At 71.6% G+C, this 16222-nt stretch carries 16 protein-coding genes; 13 read left to right on the forward strand and 3 right to left on the reverse strand.

Going from position 1 to position 16222, the window contains the following annotated elements; all coding sequences use genetic code 11:
- Positions 1-55 precede the first annotated feature (55 nt).
- The 7 genes from AB0A94_RS04475 to AB0A94_RS04505 all read left to right on the forward strand — a co-directional run bounded on the left by AB0A94_RS04475 (position 56) and on the right by AB0A94_RS04505 (position 7427).
- A complete protein-coding gene (locus AB0A94_RS04475) occupies positions 56-1060 on the forward strand; it encodes an ABC transporter permease (RefSeq protein WP_361738719.1) in 1005 nt (334 codons plus the stop codon).
- Position 1061: 1 nt separating this feature from the next.
- The gene (locus AB0A94_RS04480; protein ID WP_361738722.1) at positions 1062-2021 is read left to right on the forward strand and encodes an ABC transporter permease; all 960 of its coding nucleotides are present in this window, start codon (positions 1062-1064) and stop codon (positions 2019-2021) included.
- Between the two features lie 6 nt (positions 2022-2027).
- The gene (locus AB0A94_RS04485) at positions 2028-3029 is read left to right on the forward strand and encodes an ABC transporter ATP-binding protein (protein WP_217136813.1); all 1002 of its coding nucleotides are present in this window, start codon (positions 2028-2030) and stop codon (positions 3027-3029) included.
- A complete protein-coding gene (locus tag AB0A94_RS04490) occupies positions 3026-4354 on the forward strand; it encodes an oligopeptide/dipeptide ABC transporter ATP-binding protein (protein ID WP_361738725.1) in 1329 nt (442 codons plus the stop codon). Before AB0A94_RS04485 ends, AB0A94_RS04490 begins: the two co-directional genes overlap by 4 nt.
- Positions 4355-4475: 121 nt before the next feature.
- Positions 4476-5132 carry a trimeric intracellular cation channel family protein gene (locus AB0A94_RS04495; protein WP_361738728.1) on the forward strand — a complete coding sequence of 219 codons (657 nt, stop codon included), beginning with the start codon at positions 4476-4478 and terminating at the stop codon, positions 5130-5132.
- Between the two features lie 59 nt (positions 5133-5191).
- Complete coding sequence (locus tag AB0A94_RS04500) at positions 5192-6052, forward strand: thioesterase family protein (RefSeq protein WP_361738731.1); 861 nt, start codon at positions 5192-5194, stop codon at positions 6050-6052.
- A gap of 205 nt (positions 6053-6257) precedes the next feature.
- Entirely contained in the window at positions 6258-7427 is a 1170-nt protein-coding gene (locus AB0A94_RS04505) for a cysteine desulfurase family protein (RefSeq protein ID WP_361738734.1), read from the forward strand.
- On the opposite strand, the gene AB0A94_RS04510 is transcribed toward AB0A94_RS04505, so the two are convergent.
- Entirely contained in the window at positions 7424-8128 is a 705-nt protein-coding gene (locus AB0A94_RS04510; RefSeq protein ID WP_361738737.1) for a peptidoglycan recognition family protein, read from the reverse strand. The two genes, AB0A94_RS04505 and AB0A94_RS04510, sit on opposite strands and share 4 nt — an antisense overlap.
- 60 nt (positions 8129-8188) lie before the next feature.
- On the opposite strand from AB0A94_RS04510, the gene mnmA reads away from it, so the two are divergent.
- Complete coding sequence (gene mnmA, locus AB0A94_RS04515) at positions 8189-9319, forward strand: tRNA 2-thiouridine(34) synthase MnmA (protein WP_361738740.1); 1131 nt, start codon at positions 8189-8191, stop codon at positions 9317-9319.
- A 26-nt stretch (positions 9320-9345) separates the two neighbouring features.
- Here the strand turns inward: mnmA and AB0A94_RS04520 are convergent, their stop codons facing one another.
- Positions 9346-10125, reverse strand: a complete 780-nt coding sequence (locus AB0A94_RS04520; protein WP_361738743.1) for an alpha/beta hydrolase — start codon at positions 10123-10125, stop codon at positions 9346-9348.
- Between the two features lie 80 nt (positions 10126-10205).
- Complete coding sequence (locus AB0A94_RS04525) at positions 10206-10529, reverse strand: DUF427 domain-containing protein (RefSeq protein ID WP_361738746.1); 324 nt, start codon at positions 10527-10529, stop codon at positions 10206-10208.
- Positions 10530-10616: 87 nt separating this feature from the next.
- Between AB0A94_RS04525 and AB0A94_RS04530 the strand changes: the two genes are divergently transcribed.
- The 5 genes from AB0A94_RS04530 to ligA all read left to right on the forward strand — a co-directional run bounded on the left by AB0A94_RS04530 (position 10617) and on the right by ligA (position 16063).
- Positions 10617-11420, forward strand: a complete 804-nt coding sequence (locus AB0A94_RS04530) for a class I SAM-dependent methyltransferase (protein ID WP_361738749.1) — start codon at positions 10617-10619, stop codon at positions 11418-11420.
- On the forward strand, positions 11417-11956 hold the full coding sequence (locus tag AB0A94_RS04535) for a TIGR00730 family Rossman fold protein (protein WP_361738752.1): 540 nt from the start codon (positions 11417-11419) through the stop codon (positions 11954-11956). Before AB0A94_RS04530 ends, AB0A94_RS04535 begins: the two co-directional genes overlap by 4 nt.
- 18 nt (positions 11957-11974) lie before the next feature.
- The gene (locus AB0A94_RS04540) at positions 11975-12673 is read left to right on the forward strand and encodes an SDR family oxidoreductase (RefSeq protein WP_361738755.1); all 699 of its coding nucleotides are present in this window, start codon (positions 11975-11977) and stop codon (positions 12671-12673) included.
- A gap of 172 nt (positions 12674-12845) precedes the next feature.
- Positions 12846-13853, forward strand: a complete 1008-nt coding sequence (locus AB0A94_RS04545) for a methionine synthase (protein WP_361738758.1) — start codon at positions 12846-12848, stop codon at positions 13851-13853.
- Positions 13854-13867: 14 nt separating this feature from the next.
- Complete coding sequence (gene ligA / locus AB0A94_RS04550; RefSeq protein WP_361738761.1) at positions 13868-16063, forward strand: NAD-dependent DNA ligase LigA; 2196 nt, start codon at positions 13868-13870, stop codon at positions 16061-16063.
- Positions 16064-16222 lie beyond the last annotated feature (159 nt).

A 16222-nucleotide genomic window follows, 5' to 3' on the forward strand; every position in this document is an offset into this window, starting at 1 on the left:
GGCGGCCGGGCGGGTCCATTCATGTAAGACATCACGCAAGAAAGGGGCATGCGGGGTGCTGCGTCTCGTCGTACGAAGACTGCTCCAGCTCATACCCACGCTGCTCGGCCTGTCGGTTCTGCTCTTCCTGTGGCTCGACCGTCTGCCCGGTGGACCCGCCTCAGCGATCCTGGGGGAGAAGGCCACCGAGGCCGAAGTGGCGCGCATCAACCGCGCGCTCGGGCTGGATCAGCCCGTCTACGTCCAGTACTGGCGTTTCCTGAAGCGCATCGCCGAACTCGACCTGGGCACCTCCACCCAGACCGGACAGCCGGTGTGGGACGAGTTCGTCCTGCGCTTCCCCGCGACCGTGGAGCTGTCCCTCCTCGCGATCCTCATCGCCGTAGTCGTCGGCGTCCCGCTCGGCTACTTCGCGGCCCGCAACCGCGGCGGCTGGCTCGACGTCAGCGCGGTCTCCGGATCGCTCGTCGGCATCTGTATCCCGGTCTTCTTCCTGGCCCTGATCCTCAAGGGCGTCTTCGCCGTCGAACTCGGCATCTTCCCCAGCTACGGACGCCAGGACACCGGCATCAACGCCACGGACGTGACCGGTTTCGCCGTCCTGGACGGCATCCTCACCGGGGAGTTCGACGCCTCCTGGGACGCGATCATGCACCTGGTGCTGCCCTCCATCGCCCTGGCCTCCATCCCGCTCGCCGTGATCGTGCGCATGACCCGCGCCAGCGTTCTCGAAGTGCAGGACGAGGACTACGTCCGCACCGCCGAGGCCAAGGGCCTCAAGCGGAACGTCATCCGGAGCCGGCACGTGCTGCGCAACGCGATGCTCCCCGTGGTGACCGCGGTCGGCCTGCTCACGGGCTCCCTGCTCTCCGGCGCGGTCCTGACCGAGTCCGTCTTCTCCTTCGGCGGCATCGGCTCCTTCATCCGGACCGCGATCGACGGCCGCGACTACCCCGTGCTCGTCGGTTTCATCATGTTCATCGCGCTGATATACGTCCTGATCAACCTGCTGGTGGACCTCGCGTACAGCCTCATCGACCCGAGAGTGCGGGTGCACTGACATGAGTGTCGCCACCAAGACCGACAAGATCCAGCGCCTCGCGGAACTGGCCGCGACCAAGGAGACCAGCACCGGCGCCAGCCTGTGGCGGGAGGCGTTCCGACGCCTCAAGCGCAGCAAGATGGCGATCATCGGCGCGGTCGTCATCGCCCTCTTCGTCGTCCTCGCGATCGTCGGGCCCTACATCGCCCCGTTCTCCCCGACCGCCCAGACCTGGCGGAACGAGGTCTTCCCCAACCGCGGCGAGTTCGTCGGCATGCGCGGCGAGAACTGGTTCGGGCTCGACCACCTCGGCCGGGACATGTTCTCCCGCATGCTGGTCGGCGCCCGCCAGACGCTGCTCGTCGGCGTCGTCGCCACGCTGATCGGCCTGATCATCGGCTTCCTGATCGGCGGCCTCGCCGGCGCCTTCGCCACCCTCGGCGGCGACACCGGCAAGCGCGTCGACTCCGTCGTCATGCGCTTCATCGACATCATGCTGGCGATGCCCTCGCTGCTGCTGGCCGTGTCCATCGCCGCGGTCATGGGGCAGTCACTGACCACCGTGATGATCGCCGTGGGTGTCGTCCAGATCCCGGTGTTCGCCCGGCTGCTGCGCGGCTCCATGCTGGCCCAGGGCAGCGCGGACTACGTGCTCGCCGCCAAGTCCCTCGGTGTGCGCAAGCGGCGCATCGTCCTCTCGCAGATCATCCCCAACTCGCTCAGCCCGGTGATCGTGCAGGCCACGCTCTCCCTGGCCACCGCGATCATCGAGGCCGCCGCCCTGTCCTACCTGGGCCTCGGCAACCCCGACCCGGCCATCCCCGAGTGGGGCGTCATGCTCACCCAGGCGCAGCGGTTCTTCGACAACGCGCCGATGATGGCGGTCTACCCCGCCGTCGGCATCATCATCACCGCCCTCGGCTTCACCCTCCTCGGCGAGGCCATGCGGGAAGCCCTCGACCCGAAGCTGAGGGGCTGAACCACCATGTCTCTGCTCAATGTCGACGAACTGACCATCACCTTCGGCGGTCGCGGCCGCAAGGAGTCCCGGGCGGTCGACGGCGTCTCCTTCGAGGTCGACCAGGGCCAGGTCGTGGGCCTGGTCGGCGAGTCCGGCTGCGGAAAGTCCGTCACCTCCCTGGCCCTGATGGGCCTGCTCCCGAGCAAGGGCGTCACCATCGGCGGCCGTGCCGAGTTCGACGGCACGGACCTGTTCACGATGAGCCCGTCCGCCCGCCGCGACCTGCGCGGCAGCGAAATGGCGATGATCTTCCAGGACCCGCTGTCCTCGCTCAACCCGGTCGTGCCGGTCGGCGTGCAGGTCACCGAGATCCTGGAGCGCCACCGCGGACTGAAGGGCGAGGCCGCCCGCAAGGAGGCCGCCCACCTGCTGGACCGGGTCGGCATCCCCGACCCGACCCGGCGCCTCAAGGAGTACCCGCACCAGCTCTCCGGCGGCATGCGCCAGCGCGCGCTGATCGCCATGGCGGTGGCCTGCGCCCCGCGCATGCTCATCGCCGACGAGCCCACCACGGCCCTCGACGTGACCATCCAGGCCCAGATCCTGGAGCTGCTCAAGGAACTGGTGGACCAGGAGGGCACCGCCCTGCTGATGATCACCCACGACCTCGGCGTGGTCGCAGGACTCTGCGACCAGGTCAACGTGCTCTACGCGGGCAAGACCGTGGAGTCCGCCGGGCGCCGCGAGCTGTTCGGCCACCCCACCCACCCCTACGCGCACGGACTGCTGGGCTCCATCCCGCGTCTGGACGCACCCCGGGGCGAACCCCTCAAGCCCATCCGGGGCTCCATCAACGACCGCATCGCCTGGGCCGACGGCTGCGCCTTCGCGCCCCGCTGCGACCGGTACGAGATGGGCTGCCTGACCGGCACCCCGCAGCTCACCGAGCCGCGCGCGGCCGGCCACCAGGTGCGGTGCGTCAACCCCGTACTCGACGACGCGAAGGCCGAGGAGGTCACCGCATGAGCCTGCTCGAACTGGACGGCGTCAAGGTCCACTTCCCCATCAAGAAGGGCGTCTTCGTCGACCGCACGGTCGGCCACGTCTACGCCGTGGACGGGGTGTCCCTGAAGGTCGAGGCCGGCGAGACCTACGGTCTGGTCGGCGAGTCCGGCTGCGGCAAGACCACCCTCGGGCGGTCGGTGCTGCGGCTGGTGGACATCACCGAGGGGTCCGTCGTCCTCGACGGCACCGACCTGGCGAAGCTGCCCGGCGAGGAGATGCGCCGCTTCCGGCGCCGGCTCCAGATGGTCTTCCAGGACCCGCTGGGCTCGCTCAACCCCCGGCAGAACATCGAGTCGATCCTGTCCGAGGGCATGATCGCCCACGGCATCGGCAAGGACCAGGAGGAGCGCCGGGAGAAGATCAAGTCGATCCTGGACAAGGTCGGCCTGCCCTCCAACGCGCTCTCCCGCTACCCGCACGAGTTCTCCGGCGGCCAGCGCCAGCGCATCGGCATCGCCCGCGCCCTCGTCCTCGAACCCGACGTGATCATCTGCGACGAGCCGGTCTCCGCGCTCGACGTGTCGGTCCAGGCCCAGGTCATCAACCTGCTGGACGAGCTCCAGGAGGAACTCGGCCTGACCTACGTGGTGATCGCCCACGACCTCGCCGTGGTCCGGCACATCTCCGACACGATCGGCGTGATGTACCTGGGCTCGCTGGTCGAGGAGGCGCCGAGCGACGCGCTGTACGCCGAGCCGAAGCACCCGTACACCAAGGCCCTGATGTCGGCCGTGCCGGTGCCGGACCCGGAGGTGGAGGACCGGCGCGAGCGCATCCTGCTCACCGGTGACCTGCCCTCCCCGGCGAACCCGCCCAGCGGCTGCCGCTTCCACACGCGCTGCCCCTGGGCCCAGGCCGAGCGGTGCGCGACCGAGCGGCCGGAACTGCGGGACGTCGGCGGCGGTCACCGGGTGGCCTGCCACTTCGCCGACGAGATCGAGTCGGGGAAGCTGGCGCTGACCCGGCCCACCGGCATCGAGGCCGTCAAGGAGAGCGAAGGCGTGGTGGTCGAGCGGACCGAGGAGGAGGCGGAGGTTCCCGCCGCACTCCTGCCGGCCGACTCGACGACCAAGCCGGACGCCACGGCGGTCAAGGAGAAGGTGCCGTCGGCGGTCAAGGAGAAGGTGCCGTCGGCCACCGAGGAGAAGGTGCCGTCGGCGGCCGAGGCCCCGGGCGACCGGACGGCCGACGCCCTCGCGAAGGACGGCGACGCCCTCGCGAAGGACAGCGGCGCCGCGGGACCGGACGCGTCCGGCAAGGAGAAGAAGCAGGACAAGACCGGCTGACGGACCGCCGTCCTTCCCGGGGCCTCGCGCGGCTCCGCTGAAAGGTTGCGGACAGCAAGTTCACACCGCCCCTCGCCTTGGTTTGCAAGGCGAGGGGTTCTTGTTGGGTGAGAATGTGAGGGTGCTCCAGCAACTGTTCAGTCCGTCCGTCCTGCATACGCTCGACCTGATCGGCATCTTCGTCTTCGCGATCTCCGGCGCCCTGCTGGCCGTCCGCAAGAACTTCGACGTCTTCGGCATCGCCGTACTCGCCGAGGTCACCGCGCTCGGCGGCGGACTCTTCCGCGACCTGGTCATCGGCGCCGTACCGCCCGCCGCCTTCACGGACCTGGGGTACTTCGTCACCCCGCTGCTCGCCACGGTCCTGGTGTTCTTCCTGCACCCGCACGTGGAGCGCATCCAGGCCGGCGTCAACGTCTTCGACGCGGCCGGCCTCGGCCTGTTCTGTGTCGTCGGCACGACCAAGGCGTACGACCACGGCCTCGGCCTGACCGCCTCCGCCTGCCTGGGCCTGGCCACCGCGGTCGGCGGCGGTGTGCTGCGGGACGTGCTCGCCAACGAGGTGCCGTCGCTGCTGCGCTGGGACCGCGACCTGTACGCCGTCCCCGCCGTCGTCGGCGCCGCCCTGACCGCGTTGTGCATCCGCTACGACGTGCTGAACGCGGGCACCAGCGGCCTCGCCGTGGTCACGGCCTTCGTGCTGCGGCTGCTCGCGATGCGCTACCACTGGCGGGCTCCTCGCGCGTGGCACCGCCGTTCGACGGTCCAGGAGGAGTAGCTCCCCGGGGCACACGGAAAAAGCTACTGCTTAGTATTGTCTTCTTGTACTGTTCAACCATGCCAGAAGCAGCCTTCGTCCAGTCCACCCGGGCCGCCATCGGCGCCAGTGAGTTCGACCGCGACACCGCGCTCACCCCGCGCGCGCCCGGCGTCTACGACATCGACCTCTCCGCCGGTTGGACGATCATCAACGCCGTCAACGGCGGTTATCTGCTGGCCGTCCTGGGCCGCGCGCTCGCGGACGCCCTGCCGCACTCCGACCCGTTCACCATCTCCGCGCACTACCTGACCGCCTCCCGGCCGGGACCGGCGGTCGTCCGCACCGAGACCGTGCGCACCGGGCGGACCCTGTCGACCGGTCAGGCCTCCCTGTTCCAGCTCGACGAGCAGGGCCGTGAGGTGGAGCGCATCCGCGTCCTCGCCTCCTACGGCGATCTGGACTCCCTCCCCGACGACGTCCGTACGACGGCCGCGCCGCCCGCGATACCGCCGATGGAGCAGTGCCTCGGCCCGGAGGACGGCCCCACCCCGGTCGACGGCAGCTCCGCCATCGCCGAGCGCCTGATGCTCAAGCTCGACCCCTCGACCCTGGGGTGGGCGCTCGGGCAGCCGTCCGGCAAGGGGGAGATGCGGGCCTGGTTCGGTCTCGCCGACGGCCGGGACCCCGACCCGTTCGCGCTGCTCCTCGCGGTGGACGCCCTGCCTCCGACCGCCTTCGAGCTGGGCCTGACCGGCTGGGTCCCGACGGTGGAGCTGACCGTCCACGTCCGCTGCCGCCCCGCTCCGGGCCCCCTGCGGGTCTCGGTCACCACCCGCAACCTCGCCGGCGGCTTCCTGGAGGAGGACGCCGAGGTCTGGGACAGCACCGACCGTCTGGTGGCCCAGTCCCGCCAACTGGCCCGAGCCCGCCTGTCCTGACTTTCGTCAGCCCGCCCGGCACCGGCCAGCCCTTCTGGGGGTGCCCCCTTTGGAGGAGTTCGAGGAGCGGGGGGCCGGGGGGCGGCGCCCCCGGGTACGGGACGGGCAGGGGCGGCGGGGGCGCGACAGACCTCACCCACCCGCCCCGCCCCGGCCGACCGCGACCCGTGGCCGCCGCACGGAGCCCCGTAGAATCGGCCCCACCATGGCTTACCTCGACCACGCCGCGACCACCCCGATGCTTCCCGAGGCAGTCGAGGCACTCGCCGCGCACCTGGGCGTCACCGGCAACGCCTCCTCCCTCCACGCGGCCGGCCGCCGTGCCCGGCGCACCGTCGAGGAGGCCCGCGAGACCCTCGCCGAGGCCCTCGGTGCCCGGCCCAGCGAGATCGTGTTCACCTCCGGCGGGACCGAGGCCGACAACCTCGCCGTGAAGGGGCTCTACTGGTCCCGCCGCGACGCGGACCCGGCCCGCACCCGGGTCCTCGCCAGCCCCGTCGAGCACCACGCAGTCCTCGACGCCGTCCACTGGCTGGCCGAGCACGAGGGCGCCACCGTCGAGTACCTGCCGGTCGACTCCCACGGTCGGGTCCACCCGGACACCCTGCGCGAGGCCATCGCCCGCAACCCCGACGACGTCGCCCTCGCCACGGTCATGTGGGCCAACAACGAGATCGGGACGATCCTGCCGGTCCGCGAACTCGCCGAGGCTGCCGCCGAGTTCGGCGTGCCGATGCACTCCGACGCGGTCCAGGCCTTCGGGCAGGTCCCGGTGGACTTCGCCGCGTCGGGGCTCGCCGCGATGACCGTGTCCGGCCACAAGATCGGCGGGCCGTACGGCATCGGCGCGCTGCTCCTGGGCCGCGAGCACACGCCCGTACCCGTCCTGCACGGCGGCGGCCAGGAACGCCATGTCCGCTCCGGCACCCTCGACGTCCCCGCCATCGCCTCCTTCGCGGCGGCCGGGCGGCTCGCCGCCGAGCAGCAGGAATGGTTCGCCCGCGAGATCGGGAGGCTGCGCGACGACCTGGTCGCCGCGGTCCACGAGGCCGTGCCGGACGCGATCCTCGGCGGCGACCCCGCCCCCGGGGGGCGCCTTCCGGCCAACGCGCACTTCACCTTCCCCGGCTGCGAGGGCGACTCACTGCTGCTCCTCCTGGACGCCCAGGGCATCGAGTGCTCCACCGGCTCCGCCTGCACCGCCGGGGTCGCCCAGCCCAGCCACGTCCTCCTGGCCACCGGCACCGACCCCGACCTGGCCCGCGGCACCCTCCGCTTCTCCCTGGGCCACACCTCCACGGAGGCCGACGTGGAGGCCGTGGCCAAGGCCATCGGCCCGGCGGTGGAACGGGCCCGGGCGGCGGGACTGACCTAGCCCGCCGCGGCCGACGGGGAGCCGGAGGGGCCGGTGTCCGCCCGCGCCGTGCGGGCCCGGCTGACCAGCTTCATGTAGCGGTCCCAGTCCCAGTGCGGGCCCGGGTCGGTGTGGTCCGTGCCCGGCACCTCGACGTGGCCGATGATGTGGTCGCGGTCGACCGGGATGTCGTAGCGGGCGCATATGCGGGCCGTGAGGCGGGCCGACGCCTCGTACATCTCGTCCGTGAAGTCCTCGGGGCGGTCCACGAAGCCCGCGTGCTCGATGCCGACACTGCGCTCGTTGTAGTCGCGGTTGCCCGCGTGGTACGCCACGTCCAGCTCGCGGATCATCTGGGTGACACGGCCGTCCTGGCCCACGATGTAGTGGGAGGCGGCCTTGTGCTCCGGGTTCTTGAACGCCTGTACCGCGCTGTCGAAGCTGCCCTGGGTGACGTGGACGATCACCATGTCGACGCCGAAGTCGTCCGGCCGGTCCGCGCGGCGCCAGTTGGCGTCCGAGGCCGCCACCCAGCGGGCGCCCGCGTAGTCCACCGCACCCTGCTCGCGCGGCTTCTCGACGCCCGGGACGCGCCACCACAGCCGCGCCAGCTCGTCGCGCGCCAGCACCGCGGTGCCCGCCGCGGCCGCCGCCCCGCCCACGATCAGGGCCCGCCGCCCGATGCGCCGGTCCCCGTCCTCGGATGCTCTTCTTGCCCCCATGTGATCGTGAACGCATACTCGACGGCCTTGGTTCCCGCACCCCCGTACCCTGGAGGGGTTATGACTGACACCTCGCAGCGCTCCCGCCCCCTCCGCGTCCTGGCCGCCATGTCCGGCGGAGTCGACTCCGCCGTCGCCGCCGCCCGTGCGGCCGAAGCGGGCCACGACGTGACCGGCGTCCACCTCGCGCTCTCCGCGAACCCGCAGTCGTTCCGCACCGGCGCACGGGGCTGCTGCACCATCGAGGACTCGCGCGACGCCCGCCGCGCCGCCGACGTCATCGGCATCCCGTTCTACGTGTGGGACCTCGCCGACCGCTTCCGCGAGGACGTCGTCGAGGACTTCGTCGCCGAGTACGAGGCCGGCCGCACCCCCAACCCCTGCCTGCGCTGCAACGAGAAGATCAAGTTCGCCGCCCTGCTCGACAAGGCGCTCGCCCTCGGCTTCGACGCGGTCTGCACCGGCCACTACGCCCAGGTGATCCTGCGCGAGGACGGCACCCGCGAACTGCACCGCGCCTCCGACATGGCCAAGGACCAGAGCTACGTCCTCGGCGTGCTCGACGACCGCCAGCTCGCCCACGCGATGTTCCCCCTCGGCGACACGGTCACCACCAAGGAGGAGATCCGCGCGGAGGCCGAGCGCAGGGGACTGGCCGTCGCCAAGAAGCCCGACTCGCACGACATCTGCTTCATCGCCGACGGCGACACCCAGGGCTTCCTCGCGAGCCGCCTCGGCAGGGCCGAGGGCGACATCGTCGACGAGTCCGGCACCAGGATCGGCAGCCACGAGGGCGCGTACGGCTTCACCATCGGCCAGCGCAAGGGCCTGCGGATCGGCACCCCCGCCCCCGACGGCAAGCCCCGCTACGTCCTCGACATCTCCCCGGTGACCAACACGGTCACCGTCGGCCCCGCGGCCGCCCTCGACGTCACCGCCCTCACCGCGGTCAAGCCCCGCTGGTGCGGCGCCGCCCCCACCGGCCCCGGCACCTACACGGCCCAGCTGCGCGCCCACGGCGGCGAGACCGAGGTGACGGCGGAACTCGTCGACGGCGACCTGCGCGTGCGCTTCACCGAGCCCGTCCGCGGCGTGGCCCCCGGCCAGGCGGTCGTCCTGTACGACGGCACCCGCGTGGTCGGCTCGGCCACGATCGCCTCGACCGTGCGGGCGACGGCCGGCGCGGCCTGAAGGCGCTCCTCCGGGTCCGGCGGGGCTCACCGCGTGAAGAACTCCGCCAGGACCGGGGCCAGGACGTCCGGTTCGACCATATGGGTCTGGCCCTCCAGGGTGCGGTACGTGCCCCGGGGGACGGACTCCGCGATCGCCCGCGCGGCCTCGCGCATCCACGCCGGGCTCGCGTCGCCCGCGATCGACAGCACCGGCACCCGGATCGACGCCAGCAGCTCGCGCGGGACGCTCCCGTCGCCCATCACGGCGTCGTCGTACGCGAGGCTCGGCGCGATGGACTCCATGCCGGCCCACATCGGTGACTGCCGCGCGCCCCGGATGACGTCCTCGCCGAGTCCGGTCAGCCGCAGGAACAGCTCCACCGCGTCCCCGCGCCGCCCCTCGGCGAGCGCCGCCGTCAGCCGCTCGGTGTAACGCGCCCGTTCCCCGAGCTCCTCCTCGGACATCGCGTACGGCGTCTCGTACACGGCGACGTGGTGCACCGGCAGTCCGCTCGCCGCCGCCCTGAGCGCCAGCGCGCCGCCCGAGGAGACGCCGTACAGCGCGGCCTCGCCGCCCACCGCCCCGATCAGCGCCGCCAGGTCCTCGACCTCGCGCTCCACCGCGTACGGCGCCGTGTCCCCGCTGCCGCCCCGGCCCCGGCGGTCGTACACGACCACCCGGAACCGCTCCGAGAGGGGCGCCGCCAGCGGGGCCACCGTCCCGCCCGTCGACATCGCGCCGCTGACGAGAACGATCGTGGCGCCCCGCCCGGCGCTCTCGTACGCCAGGGAGGTGCCGTCACGCGAAGAGATGTTCTTGTCCATGTCACGCCAGACTGCCGCACGGGGCGGCGTTCGTCGGTGAGGCGGGCGGCGCGTTCGCCCAGCACAACCCGTTTACGTGATCAGCCGACTTCGACCTCGTAGAAGCAGAGGTGGTCCTTGATCCGCGCGACGTCCGGCTTCGGCTCCGGGTACGCCCAGGCCAGGTCCGCCGCGTCCGGCAGCGACCAGTAGGAGGCGGTGCCCTTGAAGGGGCAGCGCGTGTGCGTCTCCGAGGGCGTCAGCAGGTCCAGCCGTACGTCCGCCGGCGGGATGTAGTACCGGTCCGGACAGCCCGTCTCCTTCAGCAGCAGTGCCCCGTCGCTCTCCGCCAGCACCTGCCCGCCGCGCACCACGCGCACGTGCCGGTCACTGGCCTCGATGGTGATGCGGTGGCCTGTGGTCACGATCGTCCCTCCTCGGGTGGCCGACTCCGTGAGTACAGCGCACGCTGAAGCGGACTTCTTCCCGAGGAGGATCCGCAGGAGGTACCCATGGGAGCCGAGGACACCGGCCGGAACCGCGGCACCCTCGCCCACCGGGCCCGCTACGCACTGCGCCACCCGCGGCGCGTCCCCGCCCACGCGCGGCGCGCGCTGCGCGACACCTGGCTGCGGCTGCGCAACCGCGACCACATCGCCTACTACCGCGCGGTGATGGCCTCCGACACGGCCCGCGGCGCCGAGGCGGCGGTCGGCCACAACCCCTCGCGCGAGCAGTGGGCGCGCATCGGCCGGATGCAGTTCGACTACCTGCTGCGGCACGGCCTGGAGCCGCACCACCGGATGCTGGAGATCGGCTGCGGCAACCTCCGCGCGGGACGCCTGTTCATCGGCCACCTGGAACCCGGCCACTACTACGGCATCGACATCTCGCCGCACATCCTGCTCGCCGCCCAGGACACCCTCGTACGCGACGGACTCCAGGCCAGGATGCCGTACCTCACCCTCGCGGACGACCTCACCTTCGCCTTCCTGCCCGACGGGCACTTCGACGTCGTCCACGCGCACAGCGTCTTCTCGCACTCGCCCCGGCACGTCATCGAGGAGTGCTTCGCGCACGTCGGCAGGGTGCTGGCGCCCGGCGGGTTCTTCGACTTCACCTTCGACCGCACGGAGGGCGAGGAGCACCAGGTGCTGCACGAGGACTTCTACTACCGGACGGAGACGCTCGTGGACCTGGCCGCCGGGTACGGCCTCGCGGCCCGGTTCATGGACGACTGGGAGGAGCTGCCGCACCGGCAGTCGAAGATGCGGCTGACCGCGATGTCCGACCGGGCCCGTACTGTGGGTCCGTGAACATCTGCGTCTTTCTCTCCGCCGCCGACCTCGACGAACGCTACACACGCCCCGCGCGGGAGTTCGCGCGGCTGCTCGGCAAGGGCGGGCACACGCTGGTGTGGGGCGGCTCCGACGTCGGCCTGATGAAGGTCGTCGCCGACGGCGTGGAGGAGGCGGGCGGCCGACTCCTCGGCGTCTCCGTGGAGTTCCTCGCGGCGAAGGCCCGGGCCGGCGTCGACGAGATGGTGATCGCGCGTGACCTCGCCGAGCGCAAGCGGCTGCTGCTGGAGAAGGCCGACGCGGTGGTCATCATGGTCGGCGGCACCGGCACCCTCGACGAGGCGACCGAGATCCTGGAGCTGAAGAAGCACGGGCACACCGAGAAGCCGGTGGTCCTGCTCAACACCGCGGGCTTCTACGACGGCCTCAAGGAGCAGTTCCGCCGCATGGAGGACGAGGGCTTCCTGCCCCGCCCGCTGACCGACCTGGTGTTCTTCGCCGAGGAGCCGGTGGGCGCGCTGGCGTACCTGGAGGAGAGCCTGGGCGTGGAGTGACCGCGCGGTGATGCGAGCATGGCGGGCATGGCTACACATGTGATCACCGGAGCGGGCTCCGGCATCGGCGCGGCCGTCACCCGCCGTCTGCACGCGCGCGGCGACGACCTCGTACTGCACGCGCGCGACGCGGGCCGGGCGAAGGAACTGGCGGCCCGGTTCCCCGGTGCCCGCACCCTCGTCGGCGACCTGGCGGACCCGGACAAGCTCTCCTGGGCCTTCTCCCACCAGTCGCTCCCGGACCGGGTGGACTCCCTCCTGCACATCGCCGGCGTGGTCGACCTCGGCCCGGTCGGCGAGCTGACCCCGAAGACCTGGCGGCACCAGCTCAACGTCAACCTGATCGCCCCCGCCGAGCTGACCCGTCACTTCCTGCCCCAGCTCCGCGCGAGCCGGGGCCACGTGGTCTTCGTCAACTCCGGCGCCGGTCTGGCCGCCCACGCCGACTGGTCCGCGTACGCGGCCTCCAAGCACGGCCTCAAGGCCCTCGCCGACTCCCTGCGCCACGAGGAGCACGCGGCCGGCGTCCGCGTCACCTCGGTCTACCCCGGCCGCACGGCCAGCCCGATGCAGGCCAAGGTCCACCAGCAGGAGGGCAAGGAGTACGACCCCGCGCGGTGGATCGACCCGGAGTCGGTCGCCACGACGATCATCACGGCCCTGGACCTGCCGAGGGACGCGGAGATCAACGACCTGACGGTGAGACCGGGACGGTAGCGCGACGCCCGGCACGGTTCAGCTCGTCGGGCGTCGTTCAGCCCTTCTGGGGGGTTCCCCCCGCGCCTTCAAGGCAGTGGGGGAGTTCGAGGAGCGGGGATCCGGGGGCGGCGCCCCCGGGTACGGGGAGGGCAGGGGCGGCGGGGGCGGAAAACCTCCGTACGCTCTACGGGTGAGCGAAAACAGCCAGCCCCCCTTCGGCCCCGCCACCGGCATCGGCTCCATGCCGGGCGGGGACGCCCGAGAGGCCGCCAGAACCGTCACCGGCAGCTTCGAGACCTTCCCGCACCTCCCCGAGCTCCCCGCCCGCGGCCCCGGCGCGGACATGATCGGCCGCACCGCGGGCATGCTCGTGGAGCTGTACGCCCGCGTGGAGCCCAGCGGCTGGCGCATCGGCGACCGCCCGGGCCGCGACACCAAGCGCGCCCGCTCCTGGCTCGGTGAGGACCTCGACGCCCTGGAGGAGTTCACCCAGGAGTACCAGGGGTCCCTGAAGGTCCAGGCGGTCGGCCCGTGGACGCTCGCCGCCGCACTTGAGCTGCGCAACGGCGAGGCCGCCCTCTCCGACCCCGGCGCCTGCCGCGACCTCGCCGCCTCCCTCGCCGAGGGACTGCGCCTCCACCTCGCCGAGGTGCGGCGGCGCGTACCCGGCGCGCGGCTCGTCCTGCAGCTCGACGAACCCTCCCTCACCGCCGTACTGCGCGGACAGGTGAGGAGCGCCAGCGGCTACCGCACCCACCGCGCGGTGGACCGGCAGATCGTCGAGGCCACGCTGCGGGACGTCGTCGGGGTGCACGACGAGGGGCCCGTCGTCGTGCACTCGTGCGCACCGGACGTCCCGTTCGCCCTGCTGCGCCGGGCGGGCGCGGCGGCGATCTCCTTCGACTTCTCCCTTCTCACCGAGCGTGACGACGAAGCGATCGGGGAAGCGGTGGAGAGCGGGACCCGGCTGTTCGCCGGCGTCGTTCCGGGCACGGACGGCCCGTTGTCGGACCCTGGCGGTAGCGTCATGGGTGTCAGGACGCTCTGGCGCAGGTTGGGGCTGCGGCCGGGACTCCTCCCGGAGGCGGTCACGCTCACTCCGGCGTGCGGACTCGCGGGGGCTTCCCCGGAGTACGCGCGCAGGGCCCTCGCCCATTGCGTCCGGGCGGCGAGATCCCTCGCGGACAACCCAGAGTGACGGGAGGACACACGGTGGCCGGCGACAAGCAAGCGGAGACGACGAGCGTGCCCGCCGAGGCACGGGAGAAGCACGCCAGGCTCGCTGAGCAGATCGAGGAGCACCGCTTCCGGTACTACGTGAACGACGCCCCCGTCATCAGCGACGCCGACTTCGACCGGCTGCTGCGCGAACTGGAGGTGCTGGAGGAGGAGCACCCCGAGCTGCGCACCCCCGACTCGCCGACCCAGAAGGTCGCCGGGGCGTACGAGACGGAGTTCACCTCCGTCGAGCACCGCTCGCGCATGCTCTCCCTCGACAACACGTTCAACGACGACGACCTCGCCGCCTGGGTGGAGCGCATCCACCGGGAACTGGGCACGCAGAAGTACCACTTCCTGTGCGAGCTGAAGGTCGACGGCCTCGCCGTCAACCTCACCTACGAGAAGGGCCGGCTCGTCCGCGCGGCGACCCGCGGCGACGGCCGCACCGGCGAGGACATCACGCCCAACGTGCGCACCATCGCCGAGATCCCGGACCGGCTGAAGGGCGACGAGGTTCCGGATCTGGTGGAGATCCGGGGCGAGGTCTACTTCCCGATGGAGAAGTTCCAGGAGCTCAACACGCGGCTGAACGCGGCCGGCGACAAACCCTTCGCCAACCCGCGCAATGCGGCGGCCGGTTCGCTGCGCCAGAAGGACCCCCGGGTCACCGCCTCCCGCCCGCTGCACATGGTGGTCCACGGCATCGGCGTCCTGGAGGGGTTCAAGGGCATGACCCGCCTCTCCCAGGGCTACGACCTGCTCAGGACCTGGGGCCTGCCCACCTCCGAGCACAACAGGGTGGTCGACGACCTCGCCGGCGTGCGGGAGTTCATCGCCCACTACGGCGAGAACCGGCACTCCGTGGCGCACGAGATCGACGGGGTCGTCGTCAAGCTCGACGAGATCTCCCTGCAGGGCCGCCTCGGCACCACCTCGCGCGCCCCGCGCTGGGCCATCGCGTACAAGTACGCGCCCGAGGAGGTCAACACCAAGCTGGTCGACATCCGCGTGGGTGTGGGCCGTACGGGCAGGGTCACGCCGTACGCCCAGGTCGAACCGGTCACGGTGGCCGGGTCCGAGGTCGAGTTCGCCACGCTGCACAACCAGGACGTGGTCAAGGCCAAGGGCGTCCTCATCGGCGACACGGTGGTGCTGCGCAAGGCCGGTGACGTCATCCCCGAGATCCTCAGCCCGGTCGTCGACAAGCGTGACGGCAGCGAGCGCGAGTTCGTGATGCCGGCCGAGTGCCCGGAGTGCGGTACGCCGCTGAAGGCGATGAAGGAGGGCGACGTCGACCTGCGCTGCCCCAACGCCCGTACGTGCCCGGCCCAGTTGCGGGAGCGGCTGTTCTACCTCGCCGGGCGCAAGGCGCTGGACATCGAGCACTTCGGCTATGTCGCCGCGGCGGCGCTGACCAGGCCGCTGGAGCCGGAGGACCCGCCGCTGCGGGACGAGGGCGACCTGTTCGACCTCACCATCGAGCAGTTGCTGCCCATCAAGGCGTACGTCCTCGACCAGGACAGTGGGCTGCCCAAGCGGGACCCGAAGACCGGCGAGGAGAAGGTCGCCACCGTCTTCGCCAACCAGGAGGGCGAGCCGAGGAAGAACGCGGTCGCGATGCTGGCGAACATCGCGGCGGCGAAGGAGCGTCCGCTGGCGCGCGTGCTGACCAGTCTGTCGATCCGTCACGTCGGCCCGGTCGCGGCGGAGGCGCTGGCCCGTGAGTTCCGCTCCGTCGACCGCATCGAGCAGGCCACCGAGAAGGAGCTGGCGGAGACCGCGGGGGTCGGCGGCATCATCGCCGCCTCCGTGAAGGAGTGGTTCGCCGAGGACTGGCACCGGGAGATCATCCGCAAGTGGAAGGCGGCCGGTGTCCGTATGGAGGACGAGGGGGCCGGGGAGGACGAGGGGCCCCGCCCGCTGGAAGGACTCACCGTCGTGGTGACCGGAACGCTGGAGAACTTCACCCGGGACGGCGCGAAGGAGGCGCTGCAGGACCAGGGGGCGAAGGTGACCGGATCCGTCTCCAAGAAGACGTCGTTCGTCATCGTGGGTGACAACCCCGGTACGAAATATGACAAGGCGATGCAGCTCAAGGTGCCGGTTCTGAACGAGGACGGGTTCGCCGTCCTCCTCGAACAAGGCCCGGAGGCCGCGGCGGACGTCGCTCTTTCGGCCGAGGAGTAGCGGTTGAAGACCACCCGATCGGCGCATACCAGATGCATACGGGTGGCTGGGGCGCATTCGGGCAACCGTCGGCGACCGGTGCCCGTACAGGCCCTGCGCGGCCTACTGTTGAGATGTGCGCCTGCCGTGCCCAGCTGCGGTCGGGGCAACCCCGTACTC

The sequence above is a fragment of the Streptomyces sp. NPDC044984 genome (assembly GCF_040646935.1).
Taxonomy (GTDB): domain Bacteria; phylum Actinomycetota; class Actinomycetes; order Streptomycetales; family Streptomycetaceae; genus Streptomyces.